The 18,751-nt window shown below is 39.9% G+C and carries 17 protein-coding genes; 7 read left to right on the top strand and 10 right to left on the bottom strand.

Annotated elements, in window-relative coordinates:
- Window positions 1-46 precede the first annotated feature (46 nt).
- From serS to lrp, 6 genes are all read right to left on the bottom strand, one after another.
- Window positions 47-1,333 carry a serine--tRNA ligase gene (gene serS / locus HWV00_RS15545; protein ID WP_211682719.1) on the bottom strand — a complete coding sequence of 429 codons (1,287 nt, stop codon included), beginning with the start codon at window positions 1,331-1,333 and terminating at the stop codon, window positions 47-49.
- 144 nt (window positions 1,334-1,477) lie between these two features.
- Complete coding sequence (crcB, locus tag HWV00_RS15550; RefSeq protein WP_211682721.1) at window positions 1,478-1,861, bottom strand: fluoride efflux transporter CrcB; 384 nt, start codon at window positions 1,859-1,861, stop codon at window positions 1,478-1,480.
- Between the two features lie 38 nt (window positions 1,862-1,899).
- Window positions 1,900-3,237 carry a replication-associated recombination protein A gene (locus HWV00_RS15555; RefSeq protein ID WP_211682723.1) on the bottom strand — a complete coding sequence of 446 codons (1,338 nt, stop codon included), beginning with the start codon at window positions 3,235-3,237 and terminating at the stop codon, window positions 1,900-1,902.
- Window positions 3,237-3,857, bottom strand: coding sequence for an outer membrane lipoprotein chaperone LolA (gene lolA / locus HWV00_RS15560; RefSeq protein WP_211682725.1), 621 nt, complete (start codon window positions 3,855-3,857; stop codon window positions 3,237-3,239). Before lolA ends, HWV00_RS15555 begins: the two co-directional genes overlap by 1 nt.
- Before the next feature lie 3 nt (window positions 3,858-3,860).
- Window positions 3,861-6,530: a DNA translocase FtsK gene (locus HWV00_RS15565; protein WP_211682727.1), complete on the bottom strand. Its 2,670-nt coding sequence runs from the start codon at window positions 6,528-6,530 to the stop codon at window positions 3,861-3,863.
- Window positions 6,531-6,697: 167 nt separating this feature from the next.
- Window positions 6,698-7,192, bottom strand: a complete 495-nt coding sequence (gene lrp, locus HWV00_RS15570) for a leucine-responsive transcriptional regulator Lrp (protein WP_019440948.1) — start codon at window positions 7,190-7,192, stop codon at window positions 6,698-6,700.
- A 450-nt stretch (window positions 7,193-7,642) separates the two neighbouring features.
- Between lrp and trxB the strand changes: the two genes are divergently transcribed.
- The 4 genes from trxB (at window position 7,643) to infA (ending at window position 10,434) form a co-directional block, all read left to right on the top strand.
- Window positions 7,643-8,599, top strand: coding sequence for a thioredoxin-disulfide reductase (gene trxB, locus HWV00_RS15575; RefSeq protein WP_211682730.1), 957 nt, complete (start codon window positions 7,643-7,645; stop codon window positions 8,597-8,599).
- 58 nt (window positions 8,600-8,657) lie between these two features.
- Entirely contained in the window at window positions 8,658-9,386 is a 729-nt protein-coding gene (gene aat, locus HWV00_RS15580) for a leucyl/phenylalanyl-tRNA--protein transferase (RefSeq protein ID WP_211682732.1), read from the top strand.
- Window positions 9,387-9,397: 11 nt separating this feature from the next.
- A complete protein-coding gene (locus HWV00_RS15585; RefSeq protein WP_211682734.1) occupies window positions 9,398-10,081 on the top strand; it encodes an arginyltransferase in 684 nt (227 codons plus the stop codon).
- Between the two features lie 134 nt (window positions 10,082-10,215).
- On the top strand, window positions 10,216-10,434 hold the full coding sequence (gene infA / locus HWV00_RS15590) for a translation initiation factor IF-1 (RefSeq protein ID WP_006032603.1): 219 nt from the start codon (window positions 10,216-10,218) through the stop codon (window positions 10,432-10,434).
- A 69-nt stretch (window positions 10,435-10,503) separates the two neighbouring features.
- Here infA and HWV00_RS15595 read toward each other — a convergent pair whose 3' ends face one another.
- Both HWV00_RS15595 and HWV00_RS15600 read right to left on the bottom strand, forming a co-directional pair.
- Window positions 10,504-10,794 carry a YeaC family protein gene (locus HWV00_RS15595; RefSeq protein ID WP_211682735.1) on the bottom strand — a complete coding sequence of 97 codons (291 nt, stop codon included), beginning with the start codon at window positions 10,792-10,794 and terminating at the stop codon, window positions 10,504-10,506.
- A 226-nt stretch (window positions 10,795-11,020) separates the two neighbouring features.
- Entirely contained in the window at window positions 11,021-12,448 is a 1,428-nt protein-coding gene (locus tag HWV00_RS15600; RefSeq protein ID WP_211682737.1) for a glyceraldehyde-3-phosphate dehydrogenase, read from the bottom strand.
- A gap of 364 nt (window positions 12,449-12,812) precedes the next feature.
- On the opposite strand from HWV00_RS15600, the gene HWV00_RS15605 reads away from it, so the two are divergent.
- On the top strand, window positions 12,813-13,646 hold the full coding sequence (locus HWV00_RS15605; RefSeq protein WP_211682739.1) for a DUF2989 domain-containing protein: 834 nt from the start codon (window positions 12,813-12,815) through the stop codon (window positions 13,644-13,646).
- A 35-nt stretch (window positions 13,647-13,681) separates the two neighbouring features.
- Here HWV00_RS15605 and HWV00_RS15610 read toward each other — a convergent pair whose 3' ends face one another.
- Window positions 13,682-14,995 (bottom strand): hypothetical protein, encoded by a 1,314-nt coding sequence (locus tag HWV00_RS15610; protein WP_211682741.1) that lies wholly within the window; start codon window positions 14,993-14,995, stop codon window positions 13,682-13,684.
- A gap of 510 nt (window positions 14,996-15,505) precedes the next feature.
- Here HWV00_RS15610 and gap point away from each other — a divergent pair.
- The gene (gap, locus tag HWV00_RS15615) at window positions 15,506-16,519 is read left to right on the top strand and encodes a type I glyceraldehyde-3-phosphate dehydrogenase (protein ID WP_211682743.1); all 1,014 of its coding nucleotides are present in this window, start codon (window positions 15,506-15,508) and stop codon (window positions 16,517-16,519) included.
- An 84-nt stretch (window positions 16,520-16,603) separates the two neighbouring features.
- Window positions 16,604-17,491, top strand: coding sequence for a D-hexose-6-phosphate mutarotase (locus HWV00_RS15620; RefSeq protein ID WP_211682744.1), 888 nt, complete (start codon window positions 16,604-16,606; stop codon window positions 17,489-17,491).
- A gap of 81 nt (window positions 17,492-17,572) precedes the next feature.
- Here the strand turns inward: HWV00_RS15620 and HWV00_RS15625 are convergent, their stop codons facing one another.
- The gene (locus tag HWV00_RS15625; RefSeq protein ID WP_255554642.1) at window positions 17,573-18,742 is read right to left on the bottom strand and encodes a hypothetical protein; all 1,170 of its coding nucleotides are present in this window, start codon (window positions 18,740-18,742) and stop codon (window positions 17,573-17,575) included.
- Window positions 18,743-18,751: the final 9 nt, after the last annotated feature.

Here is an 18,751-nt window from a genome sequence, read left to right on the forward strand (position 1 = left end):
TACCCGCCATTAAATTTATTAACCAATTATATTAGGCTATTACATATTAGCCAATGTGCGTTAGACCGCCCATGTAACCTTGTAGTACTTCAGGTACTTCAACACGACCGTCTTCTAACTGGTAGTTCTCTAAAATCGCAACAAGTGTACGACCTACAGCTAAACCAGAACCGTTTAGTGTATGTAGCAATACAGGTTTCTTGCTGTCTTTCAGACGTGCACGTGCTTGTAAACGACGTGCTTGGAAATCTTCACAGTTAGATACTGAAGAGATTTCACGATACGTTTTCTGTGCTGGAACCCATACTTCTAGATCGTATGTTTTCGTTGCGCCAAAGCCCATATCACCAGTACACAGTGTTACTACACGGTACGGTAAGTTAAGTTTGATTAAGATGTTTTCAGCGTGCTGACGCATCTCTTCAAGTGCTTCGTATGATTTTTCTGGGTGCGCCAGTTGTACCATTTCTACTTTATCAAACTGATGTTGACGAATTAGACCACGTGTATCACGACCATAAGAACCCGCTTCACTACGGAAACAAGGTGTATGAGCAGTTAAACGTACAGGTAAATCAGCTTCATCCGTAATAGTATCACGTGCAGTATTCGTCACAGGTACTTCAGCAGTTGGGATCAGGCTTAGACCTTGACCTTCTTCTGTTGCAGGTTTTGTGTGGAATAGGTCTTCACCAAATTTAGGTAATTGACCAGTGCCGTATAGCGAGTCAGCATTAACAAGGTAAGGTACATACAATTCTGTATAACCGTGTTCTTCTGTGTGCGTATCAAGCATAAATTGTGCAATCGCACGGTGCATACGTGCAATCTGGCCACGCATAACAATGAAACGAGAACCAGTAATTTTAACTGCATTTTTAAAATCAAGACCGTTAAGCGCTTCGCCTACATCAACGTGATCTTTAATTTCAAAATCAAATTCTTTTGGTTGACCCCAACGCTTTAACTCTACGTTGTCATCTTCATCTTTACCTAGTGGTGCTGATGGATGCGGTAGGTTTGGTAGCGATAATGCAATTGCTTCAATTTGAGCTAATAACTCAGCAAGCTCTAATTTTGCAGCATCAAGTTCTTCGCCTAATTTACCAACTTCAGCTAATAGTGGCTGAATATCTTCACCACTTGCTTTTGCTTTACCAATGGATTTAGAACGTACGTTACGATCATTCTGTAATTGCTCTGTACGGATCTGTAATGCTTTACGTTGCTCTTCTAACGATTTAATCGTATCAACGTCTAGTTCAAAACCACGGCTCGCTAAACGCTGTTTAGCTTCTTCTAAGTCTGCGCGAAGAAATTTAGGATCTAACATTCTTTACCTACTCTGCTTGTTTAATTTAAACCTAAAAGCACGTTACTGGCTCTTAGATAGAAATATCTGTTGGTATTGTTTATACATATTATTTTAACGTGATTTTACACTTTCATCACGTATTTATAGTTAAAAAACGGGTCTTTATGCTCGAAATACTAAGCGCATACCTAAATATGCAACAAAAATACACACGAATACGTTTAAAGATACATTTAGCCCTGCTTTTAACCACTCACCCTGCTGTAATAACAACAATGAATCCATCGAGAATGTCGAAAATGTCGTCAATGCCCCCAAGAAACCTAAACCAATAAGTTGGCGCCAAGGTTCAGCTGCAATAATATTGTCATCAAGTAAGGCAAACAATACCCCCATCAATAACGACCCCAGAATATTGACGATTAAAGTGCCAAACGGGAAACCTTTACCTAATACTGCCGTAGCAGTTTGTGCAATGAAGGTTCTTAACATTGCACCACTAGCACCACCAAGTGCAACAAAACCGTATAATGCTAAATTATTCATCTGTAATACTCTGGTTTATTAATTAATAACACAGTCCATTAGTTATAACGTTTACGTGGGCTGTTAATATCGAGCTGATGCAAGTAATCAAGCTTTTGCTTAATTTGCTTTTCAACACCACGATCGACAGGGTGATATAGCTTCGTGCCTTGTAATGCTTCTGGCATATAACATTCACCGGGTGCATACGCCCCGACTTCATCATGGGCATAACGATAGTCATCTCCATAACCAAGATCGGACATTAGCTTAGTCGGCGCATTACGTAAGTGCATAGGAACATCAAAATCAGGTTGTTCTTGTACTAACATTTTCGCTTGAGTAAAGGCGGTATAAACTGAATTACTCTTTGCTGCTGATGCAAGATAAACAATCGCCTGTGCAATCGCTCGCTCGCCTTCATACGCACCGATACGACTAAAACAGTCCCATGCTGAAACGGCAACTTGCATTGCTCTAGGATCTGCATTACCAATGTCTTCTGAGGCAATGGCCAGTAAACGTCGCGCGATATGCAATGGATCACAGCCACCAGCAAGCATACGTGCAAACCAATATAACGCAGCGTCTGGTGATGAACCACGAATAGATTTATGCAATGCAGACATGAGGTCGTAATAAAGCTCACCTTTATTATCAAAGCCATTTACTTTGCGGCCTACCACAGACATCAGTCTCTCGAGTGTAACCAGTTTGCCCTGACCTTCGTCTTCAACCATATCATTCAATAGTTCAAGATAATTTAAGCTCTTTCTTGCATCACCATCGACAATATCACACAGTTTTTCTTTTACGCCCGCTGCAAAGTTAAACTTAACACCCGCAAGTCCACGTTCATCTGTGAGAGCTTGATCAACGACTTGTTGTATTTCATCAGCCGTTAATTTTTTAAGCACATACACACGCGCACGAGATAACAATGCGTTATTTAACTCAAATGAAGGGTTTTCAGTTGTCGCACCAATAAAAATAATGGTGCCATCTTCAATGTGTGGTAGAAATGCATCTTGCTGACTTTTATTAAAGCGATGTACTTCATCTACAAATAAAATCGTACGATAGCCTTGAACCGCATTGTCTTTGGCTTTTTCAATCGCTAGACGAATATCTTTAATACCTGAAGTAACAGCATGTACACGCTCTACTTTGGCATCACAATAATTCGCAATCATTTCTGCAATCGTGGTTTTACCGGTACCCGGAGGCCCCCATAAAATCATCGAATGGGCATGGCCAGCTAATAGCGCTCGATGTAAGGGTTTTCCTTCACCAAGAATGTGTGTTTGACCGATATATTGCGACATTTTCTCTGGTCGCATTCTCGCTGCTAGTGGTTGGAAATCTGGGCTGAAATCAAGTGACATTGTATTATTCATTAGCGTTGGTCATCTATATCTGTATCTTCCGGGATAATAAAATTAAACAACGCAGGATCCATCTTGTTCATTGTCTTATGATTTGTTAAAGCAAACTGGCTTTGCTGCCCTTGTTGCTCCTGCACTGAAAACTGTGCTATTTCACCGTCTTTAAACTGCAGCGTAAATACTGCCGCAGCAGGGTCGTTAGGCGTAATAACCGTATATACATCGGCCTTTTTCGTTACGCGGTAGGTTTCCCATAGTGTTTGTTCTGCCCCTGCAATTAACATGAAAGGCGTGTTTGCGATTGCATCTTTAAGTGAGTAAATACTAACTTGTTCAACAAAAGAATTATAGAACCACAGGCTTTCACCATTTGATACTATCAACTGCTCATCAGGTGTGATCGTTTCCCAACGGAATTGATTAGGGCGCTGTAACTGCATGACCCCCTGCCCCGTTGATAAGTTATCACCTTCTGCAGATGTTACTGTTTGCGTAAAGTCAGCACTGAATGGCTGTAATAATGCAAGTTGACTTTGTAGTTCTTCTTTCACGCTTTGCGCGTGCGTTAGCATCGATGCAGTCATTAGTACTGCCGTTGCTAAAATCTTCTTAAATGTCATTTTACTTCTCATATACTAATCCTTTGGTGGCGGTGGCGCCAATACTTCACGGTTACCACTGTGGCCTGGTGAACTCACAATACCGCGTGCTTCCATCTCTTCAATAATACGGGCTGCACGGTTATAACCAATTTTAAATTTACGTTGAACACCTGAAGCTGAACCACGACGCGTTTCTGTTACATGGAATACTGCTTGATCAAATAATTCATCAACATCTGATGAACCTTCAGCCACTTCACCTGGTAATAACGTATCTGCCGTCGCTTCACCATTTAAAATTTCATCAATATAATCCGGTTCACCACGTAATTTCCAGTCGGCAACAACGCGGTGAACTTCATGGTCGTCAACAAACGCACCATGCACACGAATCGGCACACTTGTTCCTGCAGGTTGATACAACATATCACCCATACCAAGTAACGTTTCAGCACCACCCTGATCAAGAATAGTACGAGAGTCAATTTTACTTGATACTTGGAACGCAATACGCGTTGGAATGTTAGCCTTAATTAGACCCGTGATCACATCAACAGAAGGACGCTGAGTCGCTAAAATCAAATGAATACCAGCAGCACGGGCTTTTTGTGCAATACGTGCAATCAACTCCTCTACCTTTTTACCCACAATCATCATCATGTCAGCAAATTCATCCACAATAACCACAATTGCAGGCAACTTGATAAGTTCAGGTGCTGTTTCATCCATGCTATCACCCGGTTTCCATAATGGGTCAAGGATTGGTTGTCCAGCGTCTATCGCTTGTTGTATTTTACTATTAAAGCCTGCAAGGTTACGAACACCAACTGCAGACAATAATTTATAACGTCTTTCCATCTCACCAACACACCAACGCAACGAATTTGCCGCGTCTTTCATGTCAGTAACAACTTCAGTTAATAAATGTGGGATACCTTCATACACTGAAAGTTCCAACATTTTTGGATCAATCATGATCATACGAACTTCTTCTGGCGATGCTTTATACAGCAAGCTCATGATCATAACATTCACACCAACCGACTTACCCGAGCCAGTTGTACCAGCAACCAGTAAATGGGGCATTTTAGCTAAATCAACAACGACTGAATCACCAGCAATATCATGACCCAGTACCATTGATGTTTTCGATTTGGCTTCATGAAATGATGGGCTAGACATCACATCAGACAAAAATACGGTCTCTCTGTACTTGTTTGGTAACTCAAGACCAATCACAGATTTACCTGGGATAACCTCTACAATACGCACACTCATTGCAGATAATGAACGGGCTAAATCTTTTGATAGTGCTGAGATCTTACTTACTTTAATACCCGGCGCTAAATCAAGTTCAAAACGCGTGATCACAGGGCCTGGATGTACATCAACCACTTGTGCTTTAATATTAAATTCTAATAATTTCTCTTCCACTAAACGCGCAACATGATCAAGTTCAGCTTGAGAGATTGGATTGGTTTTCTTGTCTGGCTTATCTAATAATTCCAAACCAGGTAATAATGTCACTGGTTTTTCTTTAAATTGTAGAGGGTCGGTTGATACAACTTGATCACCCACAATCTCAAACGCATTTTCAGGGCCGTTATTGTTAATATGAAATACTGGCGCAAGTGCGGGCTCTGCCTGTTGCTCTTCGAATTGAGCTTCTAACGCGTGTTCAACGAATGATTGTTCTTCATGATGGTTATCAAGGTGCTGTGCATTAAAGTTCTGTGGTTCAACAATATCGTCATTAGCCACAGGATTATTATTATTATCATGATCACGGTAATCATCTTGAACATGATCAAATTCTGATATATCAAATGCTGACATTGATGGTTCTTGTCGTGATGCACTATCATCAACCGCAGTAAATGGCCTGTTTACCACAGCGTCGTTTTCAGCATTCTGTTGTTCGTATTGTGATTCAAATTCTTGCTCTGTCGGCTCAACTAAACGTGTATCTACTGTATCCGTATTCACTGACGCTGGTGACTTACGCAGTGTTTTTAGCTCTTCATCATATGATACTTCTAATGCATCATCATTTTTATCTTCGGCTGGCTGTCGTTCACTTAATGCTTTTATTTTATCAAAAACAAATTGGCATGCGTTAATAACGCCAGCGCCCAACATATCAACGATCGTTAACCAAGAAATACCAGTAAGTAATGTAAAACCAATCGCAACAAAGCTCAGTAAAATAAGCGTTGAACCTAATACACCAAATAACTCACTGATAGCCTGTTCAACCACATCACCAACTAAGCCGCCCGATGAAAAGTAGTACAGATCATCAAAGTTAACCGATGCTAGTCCGCACACACCGATGAGCAGCAGCAATGCGCCGATCATACGTAAACCGACAGTAAAGAAATCTATTTCATCAAGCTGTCTCGGTCGCCAAAATATGAACCAAGCAAGGGACACAAATCCGAGGGGTATACCATAAGCATAAATACCAAAGGTAAAGAATAAAGCATCTCCCATCCATGCACCTAATGAACCCGCTGCATTTTTAACAGGACCTTGCCAACTTGTTTGTGACCATGATGGATCGGCAGGATCAAACGAGACTAATGCGACCATGGCATAACAAGCAAGAAAGGTGGAAAAAATAAATCCGACCTCAAAAACACGCTGGATACCGGATAATGGGGCAAGATATTTAGATGGAATGGCTAAATTAAATTTGTTCATCTTGATTTCTGACTCTTGAAGGCGACGGTTTACGTAAACTATGAGCTATCAACTTTAATTAAATGCTAGAAACAAAACAAGCGGCAACATGCCGCTTGTTTGATTATTTATCACTTTATTGGCGTTAATCTATAATTACGCCTAAAGATTATGCCTGAGGAGTCAAATTAACGCGTTTTAATCACTAAACGGTTGCTTTGTTTTACTTCTTCCATAACAACATAAGTACGTGTGTCGTTAACACCCGGTAAACGTAATAGTGTTTCACCAAGTAAGCGACGGTAAGCTGACATATCAGATACACGTGTTTTTAATAAATAATCGAAGTCGCCAGATACTAAATGGCACTCTTGAATTTCTTCTAGCTCTTGAACAGCTTTGTTGAATTGCTCAAATACATCAGCAGCACCACGATTTAAGGTAATTTCAACAAAAACAAGCAATGAAGCATCAAGAAATTGCGGGTTTAGAATTGCGGTATAACCAGTAATATATCCTTGGCGCTCTAAGCGACGTACGCGCTCCAAGCATGGCGTAGGGCTTAAACCTACACGTTTCGACAACTCTACATTGGAAATTCGGCCGTCTTTTTGTAATTCATTCAGAATATTACGGTCGATTCGATCTAGTTCCTTCATTGGTCGAGTTTTTACTTCCATCATTATTGTTTCCACCCTTTTACATCCCAGTAAAACTTTGTTTTTCAAATAATCCATTCATTTGAATACGCCATAGTTAGAACCAACTTAAAGTACTAGCTAAATTCTAACCAAGATTATAATAGCCTACAATAATTCAATTTACGAGGCTTATGTTACGTTTTCCCGTCTATAGAGAAACATAATATTTACAAAGATGCAGCCCGCATAACAATAGGCTAACATCGATGTTTTATTTAATTGCCAGCGAAATAGACGTTTCGTTGGCTGAATTAGACATTAACAGAACATTAATTCCATTGAAAGGGATGATATGCAAAATATATAGCTGAATCCCGATTTTCAATATTTTTGCATTATTATGCATTTTCAAATTATATTTTTATTCTTCTATTTACCCCGCGCCGCAAAGTTTTTACAATTGATATCAATTATTGGTATTAAGGAATAGTAATGAGTAATACAAAACACTGCCGTCTACTTATATTAGGTTCGGGTCCAGCAGGATATACAGCAGCAGTTTATGCTGCTCGTGCCAATCTAAACCCAGTAGTAATCACTGGCATGCAACAAGGTGGTCAACTTACAACGACAACTGAAGTTGAAAACTGGCCGGGTGATGCTGAAGGTCTAACTGGTCCAGCACTAATGGAGCGAATGAAAGCACACGCAGAGCGCTTCGAAGCTGAGATCATTTTTGATCATATCAACGATGTCGATTTATCAGAACGCCCATTTAAATTAAAAGGCAATGATGTTGAGTACACGTGTGATGCATTAATCATTTGTACTGGCGCATCAGCAAAGTACCTTGGTTTACCTTCTGAAGAAGCATTCAAAGGCCGTGGCGTATCAGCTTGTGCGACTTGTGATGGTTTCTTCTATCGTAACCAGAAAGTTGCGGTTGTTGGTGGTGGTAACACTGCGGTTGAAGAAGCGCTTTACCTATCAAATATCGCTTCTGAAGTGCATTTAATTCACCGCCGTGAAGAATTCCGCAGTGAAAAAATCTTAACGAAGCGCTTACAAGAAAAAGTAGCTAACGGTAATATCACATTACACCTAAACAAAACACTTGATGAAGTATTAGGTGATGAAATGGGTGTTACTGGTGTTCGTATGCGTGATACTCGTACTGACGAAACCAACGATCTTGATGTGATGGGTGCCTTTATTGCTATTGGCCATCAGCCAAACACTGATTTATTCACCGATCAATTAACAATGAAAGATGGTTACTTGAAAGTAAACTCAGGTACAGAAGGCTTCGCAACGCAAACCACTATTCCAGGTGTATTTGCTGCGGGTGATGTATCTGATCATATTTACCGTCAAGCAATTACGTCAGCAGGAACAGGTTGTATGGCAGCATTAGATGCCGAACGTTTTCTTGATGGATTAGGCGACTAACCTCTTTATTCTGTTAAGGTGATACCCTCGGTATCACCTTTTTCTAGGCCTACCTGACATGCCCATCTATTTACCAGAACTCAATCAAGACTTAACACAGTTTCCACCCGTTAGCACCGCGCTCATAGACCCTGATGGTTTACTTGCCATGGGTGGTGATCTTACCCCTGTACGCCTGCTCAATGCGTATCAACGCGGTATCTTCCCTTGGTTTGAAGAAGACCAACCTATTTTATGGTGGTCTCCTAGCCAACGAATGGTATTAACGCCCGGTGAAATGTATGTTTCGCGCAGTTTACGCAAATCTTATCGCCGTAGCGGATTTACCCTTTCGATCAATCGTGCATTTAAAGATGTGATTGCAGCATGTGCAGCACCACGAGATTACGCCTGTGATACGTGGATAACAGGCACCATGCAAGATGCCTATTTACAACTCCATAAAATGGGTTTCGCTCAGTCTGTCGAAGTATGGCAAGGTGAACAATTAGTTGGCGGTTTATATGGCTTGTATATTGGCAATATATTCTGTGGTGAATCTATGTTTCATACCGTAACAGATGCGTCTAAAATCGCGTTTATTGGCCTGCAGCAGCATCTTATTAACATTGGCTGCAAGCTCATTGATTGCCAACTACACAATGAACACCTTGCATCACTTGGCGCAAAAGAAATTAGCCGTGAAGCATTCATCAAACAACTAGGTACGCCCTGTGCAGCGACAAACCAACAACAATGGCAACCTCAAACGCTTGTATTAGACTTAATAAATAAGGCAAATACATAGGAAATGAGCATATGATTAAAGTCGCCTTAACACCCCCGATGCCTTGTAATTATCTTGATGAACAACAAGAGCAAATATTAGTTGTCCAAGATGATGAATTACATAATCAAGCTGGCTATGAAGTCTTATTATTAAATGGCTTTCGTCGTAGCGGTAATGATGTATACCGACCACATTGTCAAACTTGTCAGGCGTGTCAATCAATTCGTATTGATGCGCAATTATTTAAGCCAAGTAAAAGTCAGAAGCGTTTACTTAATAAAAATAAACAAATTGAAATGCGGGTTAGTCACCAACCGCAAGCGAATTACTATCCGTTATACGAGCGTTATATTAATACGCTACACAGTGATGGGGCTATGTTTCCTGCCAGCCTATCCCAATATGAAGGGTTCATCACGAGCGCATGGTTAACACCAACCTTTATCGAGTTTTATCTAGATAACAATTTGATTGCGGTCGCTGTCACTGATGTGATGGCCGATAGCATGAGTGCGATGTATTGTTTTTACGATCCAGACCATCTACAGAGTTCCCTCGGTACCTATGCGATTTTACAGCAGCTTGCTTTAACAAAATCAACAGGGAAAAAGTGGCTTTATCTCGGCTATCAAATAGATTTATGCAACAAGATGAACTACAAGGTCAAATTTAACCCACACGAGCGCTTAATAGCAGGAAAGTGGCAAGGTTAATTCTGGTTAAGAGTCAATAATAAAGCGTTTTGCAAATAAAACGTAAATATCTTATCTATAATATATACAGACCAGTGTAAATCTGGCATCATCTTGCGGTCAAATATAGCTATAATTAAATTTTAAGAGGACTCATGGCAAAAGAAGACAGCATTGAACTACAAGGTACAGTTCTAGATACACTTCCTAACACAATGTTTCGTGTTGAACTAGAAAACGGCCACGTTGTTACTGCGCATATCTCAGGTAAAATGCGTAAAAACTACATCCGAATTCTTACTGGTGATAAAGTAACTGTAGCACTAACACCTTACGATTTATCTAAAGGTCGTATCGTCTTCCGTGCCCGTTAATCACGAGCCTCTAAAAAAACCAGCGTAAGGCTGGTTTTTTTAGGTCTACAGTTTATTCCATTCTACAAACTACTCTACATCAACGCGTAAAATCTCTTCTTCCTGCGCTGCTTTTTTCTCTCTAAATTGCTTTTTTAGCTCTGCTTTTTTCAACATGGCGATCTCACCGTCCGTGCCAATCGTAAAATGTTCTGGTTCAGTATTAAATCGTGACTGATATAGCATCACAGCTTGCAGTGAGCTATCTTTCTGTGCCTGCGTTAATACGACACCATTTTCCCACTTGCCTAGCTCTACGGCCGTTTTAAGCTTCTCATACACTTCTGGAGTCATGCTCTCAAGTAACTTTTCAACTGACATATCTACGTCCTTGGTTTAATACTCAGGGTTTATCCCTGTAAAATAATATAGCAACCCTACTATAAATACACCGAGAGTTAAACTATAACCAAGTACAACGGACTGATTCAGTATTATCATTACGCGTACCCGCTCGGTATAAATCGTTCAGTTTGCCGCAAACAAAAAAGGAAGCCAATTGGCTTCCTTTATAGTTATCTTATCGATAGTTTAAAACACGCTTTGCTTATGCAAATTCATGCATATCGATGCCAGCCATTTTTTGCATTACGCGTAATACTTGGCAGCTATAACCAAACTCATTATCATACCAAACGTATAATATTGCGCGGTTACCTTCAGCAATCGTTGCTAATGAATCAACGATACCAGAGAAACGACTACCAACCATATCTGTTGATACTAATTCTTTAGATGTACTGAAATCGATTTGATTATGCAGTGGTGAACTTAACGACATTTCTTGTAAATAGCTGTTTAGAGATTCTCTTTCAACTTCTTTATCAAGGTTCAAGTTAATGATAGCCATTGATACATTCGGCGTTGGTACACGAATAGCGTTACCAGTCAGCTTACCTTTTAACTCAGGTAGTGCTTTTGCTACAGCAGATGCTGCGCCTGTTGACGTTAGTACCATGTTCATTGCAGCGCCACGGCCACGACGATCACCTTTGTGGAAGTTATCAATCAAGTTTTGATCATTGGTATATGAATGCACAGTCTCTACGTGACCGTTCGCAATACCGTATGCATCTTGAATTGTTTTCAATACTGGCGTGATTGCATTCGTTGTACAACTTGCTGCAGATACAATGTTATCTTCAGGTAGAATGTCAGTATGGTTAACACCGTAAACGATGTTTTTAATGTCGCCTTTACCCGGAGCTGTCAGTAATACTTTTGCAGCACCAGGCGCTTTTAAATGCAGACCTAGGCCATCAGTATCACGCCAGATACCCGTATTATCGACTACGAGTGCGTTGTGAATGCCGTGTGCAGCGTAATCGATTTGATCAGGACCGTTTGAATAAAGGATCTTGATATAAGTACCGTTAGCAATGATTGCATTGTTTTCTTCATCAATATCAATCGTGCCATTGAACTGGCCATGTACTGAATCACGGCGTAATAAAGATGCACGTTTTTCAATATCACCAGGACCGCCACGTACAACAATTGCACGTAAACGTAATAAGTTGCTCTCACCTGTTTTATCAACAAGTAGGCGTGCTAGTAAGCGACCAATACGACCAAAACCGTATAGTACAACATCACGAGGTTCAGTTTGAGTATCGTTATTTAATGCAGGTGCTAATTCAGCACCTAAGAATGCTTCGATACCTGTCGTGTCAGCATTTTCAGCCCAGTAGCGTACAGCTAAACGGCCTATATCAATTTGAGCATTACTAATAGGTAATTCACTGATCACTTGCAGTAGTGGGAAAGTTTCAGTGAAACGTAACATACGTCCTTCATGACGTTTAACTACGCGATGTGCTTTTTGGAGATCAATTGCTGTTGCGTTTTGTAATGGACGACCATAGATTAAAACTTCTACGCCTTTATTACGGTACAATTTTCCTAACAACGGTAGCATAGATTCTGCGAGTTCTTGGCTTTCTTGCCAGTTCAATAAATGACTTTCAGATGGCATCTTTTTTCCCTTTTAATCACAACTACATTTAAGAAACATTAAAACAACAGCCACTTAACTAAAGACTGGTTTTTAATCAATTTGATAAGGTAATCATACAAAAATAACCGTTAACTTGCCAATTAATCATGTGAATTAGGTGCATTTTTACTTTTAAGGTTTCATTCAAAACACAAATTTTTAACAATGAAAATGGTTCTACCTTTAGTTTTTGTGCTTGCTCACTTTGTGACCGAGACGCCAACGATGTAAATCAACCGTGATAAGGATAGCTTGAGCCACACAACTTATTTAAAAAGACAGGTTAGACACTATTACTCATTCTGTGATAGGGTTTCGAAATCACTCTTTTAGTCTTCTTTTTATGTATTCTGTCGTTTCTATTAACCGCTTAATTTCGGTATTTATCCTGTCTATTTTATTGAGCGCTTGTGGAGATCAAGACCCTGTAGTCGTCATATGCGAAAACGATAACGCGATTTGCCAAGATTTAAACACAGATAAATGGTGTCAAAAAGAAAGAGATGCACTCATCATCGCCCGCTTTGATTCGACAAAAAGCAGCACTGAGCAAAATCAATATGCTCTATTAACATCGCTAAATGAATATCAAGAATGCATTAAAATAGCCGCGCTTATTGAACCAAGACAATACCCCGAATTAAAAGCGCAACGTGTGGCAGCCATGCTCAGTACTTACGATGAATTATTAGCAGTAGAAAAAGAAACGCTCACCAGCAATGATCCTTATATCCTCAATTATCATTGGGTATCACATAATAATGAAGAGGCTAAACAGCGCTTCATCGCGTTATCTAAAAAACAAACGTTCAATGACCCAGCCCTCTACTTTGCGCTTGCGAACATCTATGACAACAACGTTAATAAAGCGATAGAGAATCTCTTAAAGGGAATTAGTCTGCTTGATGAAAAGACCGAAATGACAACAAAGTTATTGTATGGATTAATCACAGCATATATGTATGAAAGAGATTATAAGCAGGCTTATCTATGGTCACATGTGGCTATCATTTTAAAGGTGGAAAATATAAACCTGACACTCTTTAACCGAAATAAAATAGCAGGCAGAGATAAAACGCGTTTAGAACACTTGGCAGAGAGGATTGCCGAGCAAATCGAAGAGCAGACATTTACTGCAGAGAGCTATCAATATTCACTCTCCGCAGCCAGATTATAACGGCTAATTAACCCGTTATTTATATAAGCCTATCGTTATACCGATAATGCGTTTAGGCCACGCGCTTGTAGATAATCGGTAAGTTCTGTCGGTAGCTCGTCATCAGCTTGATAATAACAAGCACACGCATGACGTTCACAACTCAATAAGATAATACTCAACAATTCATTAAACTCATGGTTCTGCCAGATACCTGCATCACCCAGCGTTAGCCATTCCTGCATGAATGATAATGGTTGAGTAAGGACAATACCTGCTGATTGTACCGCAGTAAAATCAATCAATGCGCGGAAAGCCGCATAGTTATCTTGACGAAGCTGATAACTATTAATGCCTTTTTTAGCAACCGTGTCTGACTCACCCAGTACCACAAGGCTATTAGCCAATTGGTAATCTGCAAGTAACCAAGCTGCAAATGAGTCTGCATGCGTTGGATTATACGCGAAGTCAACCTGACGTAACGATGACGTACCCTGATCTTGGTTCGTCAGCGCGAATAACCATAAATAAAATTCACAGCTATCACGATTTGCATCTTGCCATTCCACAGTTTGCGCTTCTTTATAGCTACAAGTCGTGTCAGCACTCACATAAGCTGTTAAGTATTGCGCTAAATTAACTTGATATAGTTCAGCAGCGGCAACTGTTTTTTCCAGCTGTTGTACAAATTCACCCTTTTCTTTCTCAGCATTAAAATAGCACTGTAGTTGTGCGATTTTCGCATCAATAGCAAGATCGGTTTCAACCAGTGTTGGTAAACACGTTTTCGCTTGAGTAAATAATTGTGCCAATAGCATATCTGTAGCTGGTAATGCAGCTGTCGCTATCGATTTCTCATTCGCGATAATAGCCGTCAAACTTGCAGGCGGATTAACTACCCATGTCGTACCTAATGGTTCTTCACTACCTTGGTCAAGAATAACCAATTGATAAGCACCAACAGCAAGCGGTTGCTCTAAGCTAATTTGATAGCTCTGCATTTCCATATCATGTAAATGATAAATACCGTTTAGCGACCATTCAATTGGGGTAAACTCGCCCGTTTCAATAACAACGTGGTTTGATCGGATTTCCCAAATTAAATCTTCAGTCACAAACTCAATAGGAAGATGCAGATCAAATTGAATCATTGTCGATTCATCAGCAATAATCGCAGGCGGTAACGCATGTAACCAAAATTGCTTAACTTCTTCTTCTAATTTTGCGTCTAGCTCATCAGCAAAACCAAAGTCAGCCAGTGCTTGTGCAATTAACGTCGTCGGTAATGCTTGTTCATCGCCATTGGCGTTTAATTCAGTACAGCTAAGACCGACCATTTGGCCTAATTGCAGAATATGTTGTGCTGTCATTTGACACCTTAAATAATAAACCTAGCGCTATTATACCCTATCAATACCAAGATGCGAGGTCACGCCGTATGACAACAAACTTGTTTCATGGGTTTTCAATCACACTTGTCTATACTCCACTTAATCAAATATTCATAATTTAACTGTATTATTCAAACAAATGAATATTGATTTATAACACAAATTTGAAAAACCGATATAAATAAGACACTTAGTCAATATTTACAACAGCGACAAATGATACTAAAGAACATACTTGAAAAAGTTAATACCAATATAGCGACTAAAAGCACTAATTTGTGATCTCGGTTATTTACTTTTCGTAATAAACAATACAAAAAAACGAATTAAAGTGACCTAAATCAGCTAATTTTCGTAAATTTGCAACATTTTGTGATTCAACTCATACATTTTGGTATTTATTCTTGTCTTTCTATCAAAATCTTGTAAATTTACAACCAAGCAAGATTATTAATTCAAACTTACATTTAAATTTAATGGGTACAAGTTATGACAATTAAAGTAGCAATCAATGGTTATGGTCGAATCGGCAGAAACGTACTTCGTGCATTCTACGAAGGTGGTAAAGAACAAGATCTAGAAATCGTTGCAATCAACGATCTAGGTGATTCAAAAATCAACGCTCACCTAACTAAATATGATACTGCACACGGTCGTTTCCCTGGTACTGTTGATTTTGATGCTGAAGCACTAATCATCAACGGCGACCGTATCAAGACTTTCTCAGAACGTAATCCAAAAGACCTACCTTGGGGTGAGTTAGAAGTTGACGTAGTTCTAGAATGTACTGGTATCTTCGCTAGTAAAGAAGCTTGTCAAGCACACATTGACGGCGGCGCTAAGAAAGTTCTTATCTCTGCACCTGGTAAAAATGTAGATGCAACAATCGTTTACGGTGTTAACCAAGACGAAATCACTGCAGACATGACTGTTGTTTCAAACGCTTCATGTACTACTAACTGCCTAGCTCCAATTGCTAAAATCTTAAACGACAACGTTGGTATCGTTAACGGCATGATGACTACTATCCATGCTTACACAAATGACCAACGTCTATCAGATGTTTATCACTCAGATCTATACCGCGCACGTGCTGCGGCAATGAACATGATCCCAACAAGCACTGGCGCAGCTGCTGCTGTTGGCCTAGTAGTTCCTGAACTACAAGGTAAATTCCAAGGTATGGCGGTACGTGTACCAACTATCAACGTATCTCTAGTTGACCTTACTTTTGAAGCTGGCCGTGATACTTCTGCTGAAGAAATCAACCAACTTATCACTGATGCAGTAGCTGCGGATCCAATCCTAGCGCGTGCACTAGCTGTTAACAACGAACCACTAGTTTCTATCGACTTCAACCACGATGCACACACATCTAACTTTGATGCGACTCAAACTAAAGTTCAAGGTAAACTTGTTAAAGTTATGTCTTGGTACGACAATGAGTGGGGCTTCTCTAACCGTATGTTAGATAACGCTATCCTACTTATGAGCGCTAAATAATCAAACTTGATTAATAATTCAAACTAAATTGGATTATAATGCTAAAGGCGACCATTGGGTCGCCTTTTCTATGTTGAGGATTTTATGTCATATCTCGATACAATAACTGAAGAAATAAAGTTAACCGAACATATTAACCTTATCACCAGCAATGGTCTTAAATACCTGAGTATTGCTCACCCCAAAGCAACTGCAAGTATCAGCCTGTTTGGCGCTCACCTATTAAGCTTCACTCCAACTAACTCAGCACCTGTAATATGGATGAGTGATGATGCTATTTTCAATGGTGTGAAAGCGATTCGTGGTGGTGTTCCTATTTGCTGGCCTTGGTTTGGCCCTGCAAAAGAGAGCCCGACAGTACAACCCCTTGCGAAAACACAAGAATACCCATCTCATGGTTTTGCACGTAATAGCCACTGGCAATTGCTGAGCAGCCAAAGTAATGATGACAGTTGTCTTATTCGTCTACAGTTGACCGATAGCCCAGAAAGTAAAAGATTATGGCCGCACAGCTTTAACCTTATTGCTGAGTTCATTATCAGCGATACCCTAACGATAAACCTGACAACCTATAACACAGGCAATGATAATTTTGATTATAGTAGTGCATTACACAGCTATTTCCAAATCTCACACCCTGATGCTGTATCCGTTGATGGATTAGATCAAAGCACACAAACACCACGCACACTAACAGGCGAAGTTGATATTGTGTGTGAAAACCCAAGCGCAACGATTGCACTGCATGATGAGCAACTTCAACATACGATTAATATCGAAAATGAAGGTAATAATGTCATGGTTGTTTGGAACCCTTGGGAATCTGGTGCAAAAGCATTTGCAGATATGCCTGATGATGGTTATAAAACCATGTTCTGTTTAGAACCGACAATCATAGGTAAAAAAGCGGTAACAGTGACGGCTGGACACAGTCATACACTCACAACAACGTTAAGTGTAACACCCCGCTAATGTATGTAATTTCAAGATGAACATCTGATGTATAACACAGTGCTCATCTTGAAATAATTACACGCTATTTTAATCATGTCATTATCGTTGTGTTATCGGCATATCAACACTTTCATCAACCAAGGTACGTGCAGCAAAAATAAGGCTGTCGACTTGCTGGTTAATACTGTATTTACTCATATCCTGCCCTGTTAATAATCGACCTAACTCTGCAAGTTGGTTACGTAAATCCTGATCGTTATTCACTTTGTCTTGAGCACGCTTTGATAGTTTCGAGGCAACAGCATCTTTGATCCCGCTTACCTGAGATTGAAAATCTAATGCCGTTAACTCTTCAGTACCTAGATAACTATTCAATGAACTTAAATGCTCACGATAATTAATCACGACGCGCTCTGCCGATGTTTGAATTCTCGACTTAACCCATACAACTTCTTTCGCAATACTCTCTGCTTGTTTTATTTTGGTGTAAGTACGCTTTAGCTGTTTTTGGATGGCAGTATTATCACGCGGATCTTTTTCAATTAATCGCTCTAAACTATATAACCCATTTAATGCTCGACTATAACTTTCAGGGACGATATCTTGATTCAGTTGGTTAAATTCAGTCGTAGGTGAACGCAGTACTTTACGTTTAACAATATCAACTTCTAACGCTTTATAATCTCGCTCTAGTTTCGTTTTTTGGTGCTCTAAGCCCAACCCTGTTCCACGCGTTTCGACTTGTCCCGCATAACGAATGGTTGAATCTCGTAGTTTATCAATACGTGCTTCAAAGCCTGCTATCTCGACACTGCGAATAAACTCATCATGATCACGAATAGCCGACAATAAGGGTTCCGTGATTGCTTTAGCTTGAAAAGATTTATTCATACGTTGAACAAATAGCTCAGATTCAACCTCGATATCTTCACTACCTGAATTTGAAAACCAATTACCACTGTTCGGGGTGTAGTTTTCATACATTTTCAATAATTCATCACGCTTTGTAAGCGCTAACTTAAAGTTAATCGGTGAATAATAGCTAAGATCTTGCTTGTTACCACGCTGATATAATATCTCGACGGCATTCATTGCCGCATTCACCGCATTCATTTCTTCCGTCGCCGCTTCTGACAAAACAAGGCTATCGCCACCACTGGTAAACTCGGCCATCGACACACAGCCAGAAAACATACTCGTTGCCAATAGAATCGCAGAGAGTTTTACCGGAAATTTGAATTGTTGCTTAATTGGTAATGAAATGAGCATGAACATCTT

Source organism: Moritella sp. 24 (assembly GCF_018219155.1).
GTDB lineage: Bacteria > Pseudomonadota > Gammaproteobacteria > Enterobacterales > Moritellaceae > Moritella.

Coding starts and splice junctions, on each gene's coding strand:
- HWV00_RS15625 (WP_255554642.1), bottom strand. CDS start 18,742: ATGCTCATTTCATTACCAATTAAGCAACAATTCAAATTTCCGGTAAAA.
- HWV00_RS15600 (WP_211682737.1), bottom strand. CDS start 12,448: ATGCCATCTGAAAGTCATTTATTGAACTGGCAAGAAAGCCAAGAACTC.
- infA (WP_006032603.1), top strand. CDS start 10,216: ATGGCAAAAGAAGACAGCATTGAACTACAAGGTACAGTTCTAGATACA.
- HWV00_RS15610 (WP_211682741.1), bottom strand. CDS start 14,995: ATGACAGCACAACATATTCTGCAATTAGGCCAAATGGTCGGTCTTAGC.
- HWV00_RS15595 (WP_211682735.1), bottom strand. CDS start 10,794: ATGTCAGTTGAAAAGTTACTTGAGAGCATGACTCCAGAAGTGTATGAG.
- HWV00_RS15605 (WP_211682739.1), top strand. CDS start 12,813: ATGTATTCTGTCGTTTCTATTAACCGCTTAATTTCGGTATTTATCCTG.
- HWV00_RS15565 (WP_211682727.1), bottom strand. CDS start 6,530: ATGAACAAATTTAATTTAGCCATTCCATCTAAATATCTTGCCCCATTA.
- gap (WP_211682743.1), top strand. CDS start 15,506: ATGACAATTAAAGTAGCAATCAATGGTTATGGTCGAATCGGCAGAAAC.
- trxB (WP_211682730.1), top strand. CDS start 7,643: ATGAGTAATACAAAACACTGCCGTCTACTTATATTAGGTTCGGGTCCA.
- HWV00_RS15555 (WP_211682723.1), bottom strand. CDS start 3,237: ATGAATAATACAATGTCACTTGATTTCAGCCCAGATTTCCAACCACTA.
- serS (WP_211682719.1), bottom strand. CDS start 1,333: ATGTTAGATCCTAAATTTCTTCGCGCAGACTTAGAAGAAGCTAAACAG.
- aat (WP_211682732.1), top strand. CDS start 8,658: ATGCCCATCTATTTACCAGAACTCAATCAAGACTTAACACAGTTTCCA.
- lrp (WP_019440948.1), bottom strand. CDS start 7,192: ATGATGGAAGTAAAAACTCGACCAATGAAGGAACTAGATCGAATCGAC.
- crcB (WP_211682721.1), bottom strand. CDS start 1,861: ATGAATAATTTAGCATTATACGGTTTTGTTGCACTTGGTGGTGCTAGT.
- HWV00_RS15620 (WP_211682744.1), top strand. CDS start 16,604: ATGTCATATCTCGATACAATAACTGAAGAAATAAAGTTAACCGAACAT.
- HWV00_RS15585 (WP_211682734.1), top strand. CDS start 9,398: ATGATTAAAGTCGCCTTAACACCCCCGATGCCTTGTAATTATCTTGAT.
- lolA (WP_211682725.1), bottom strand. CDS start 3,857: ATGAGAAGTAAAATGACATTTAAGAAGATTTTAGCAACGGCAGTACTA.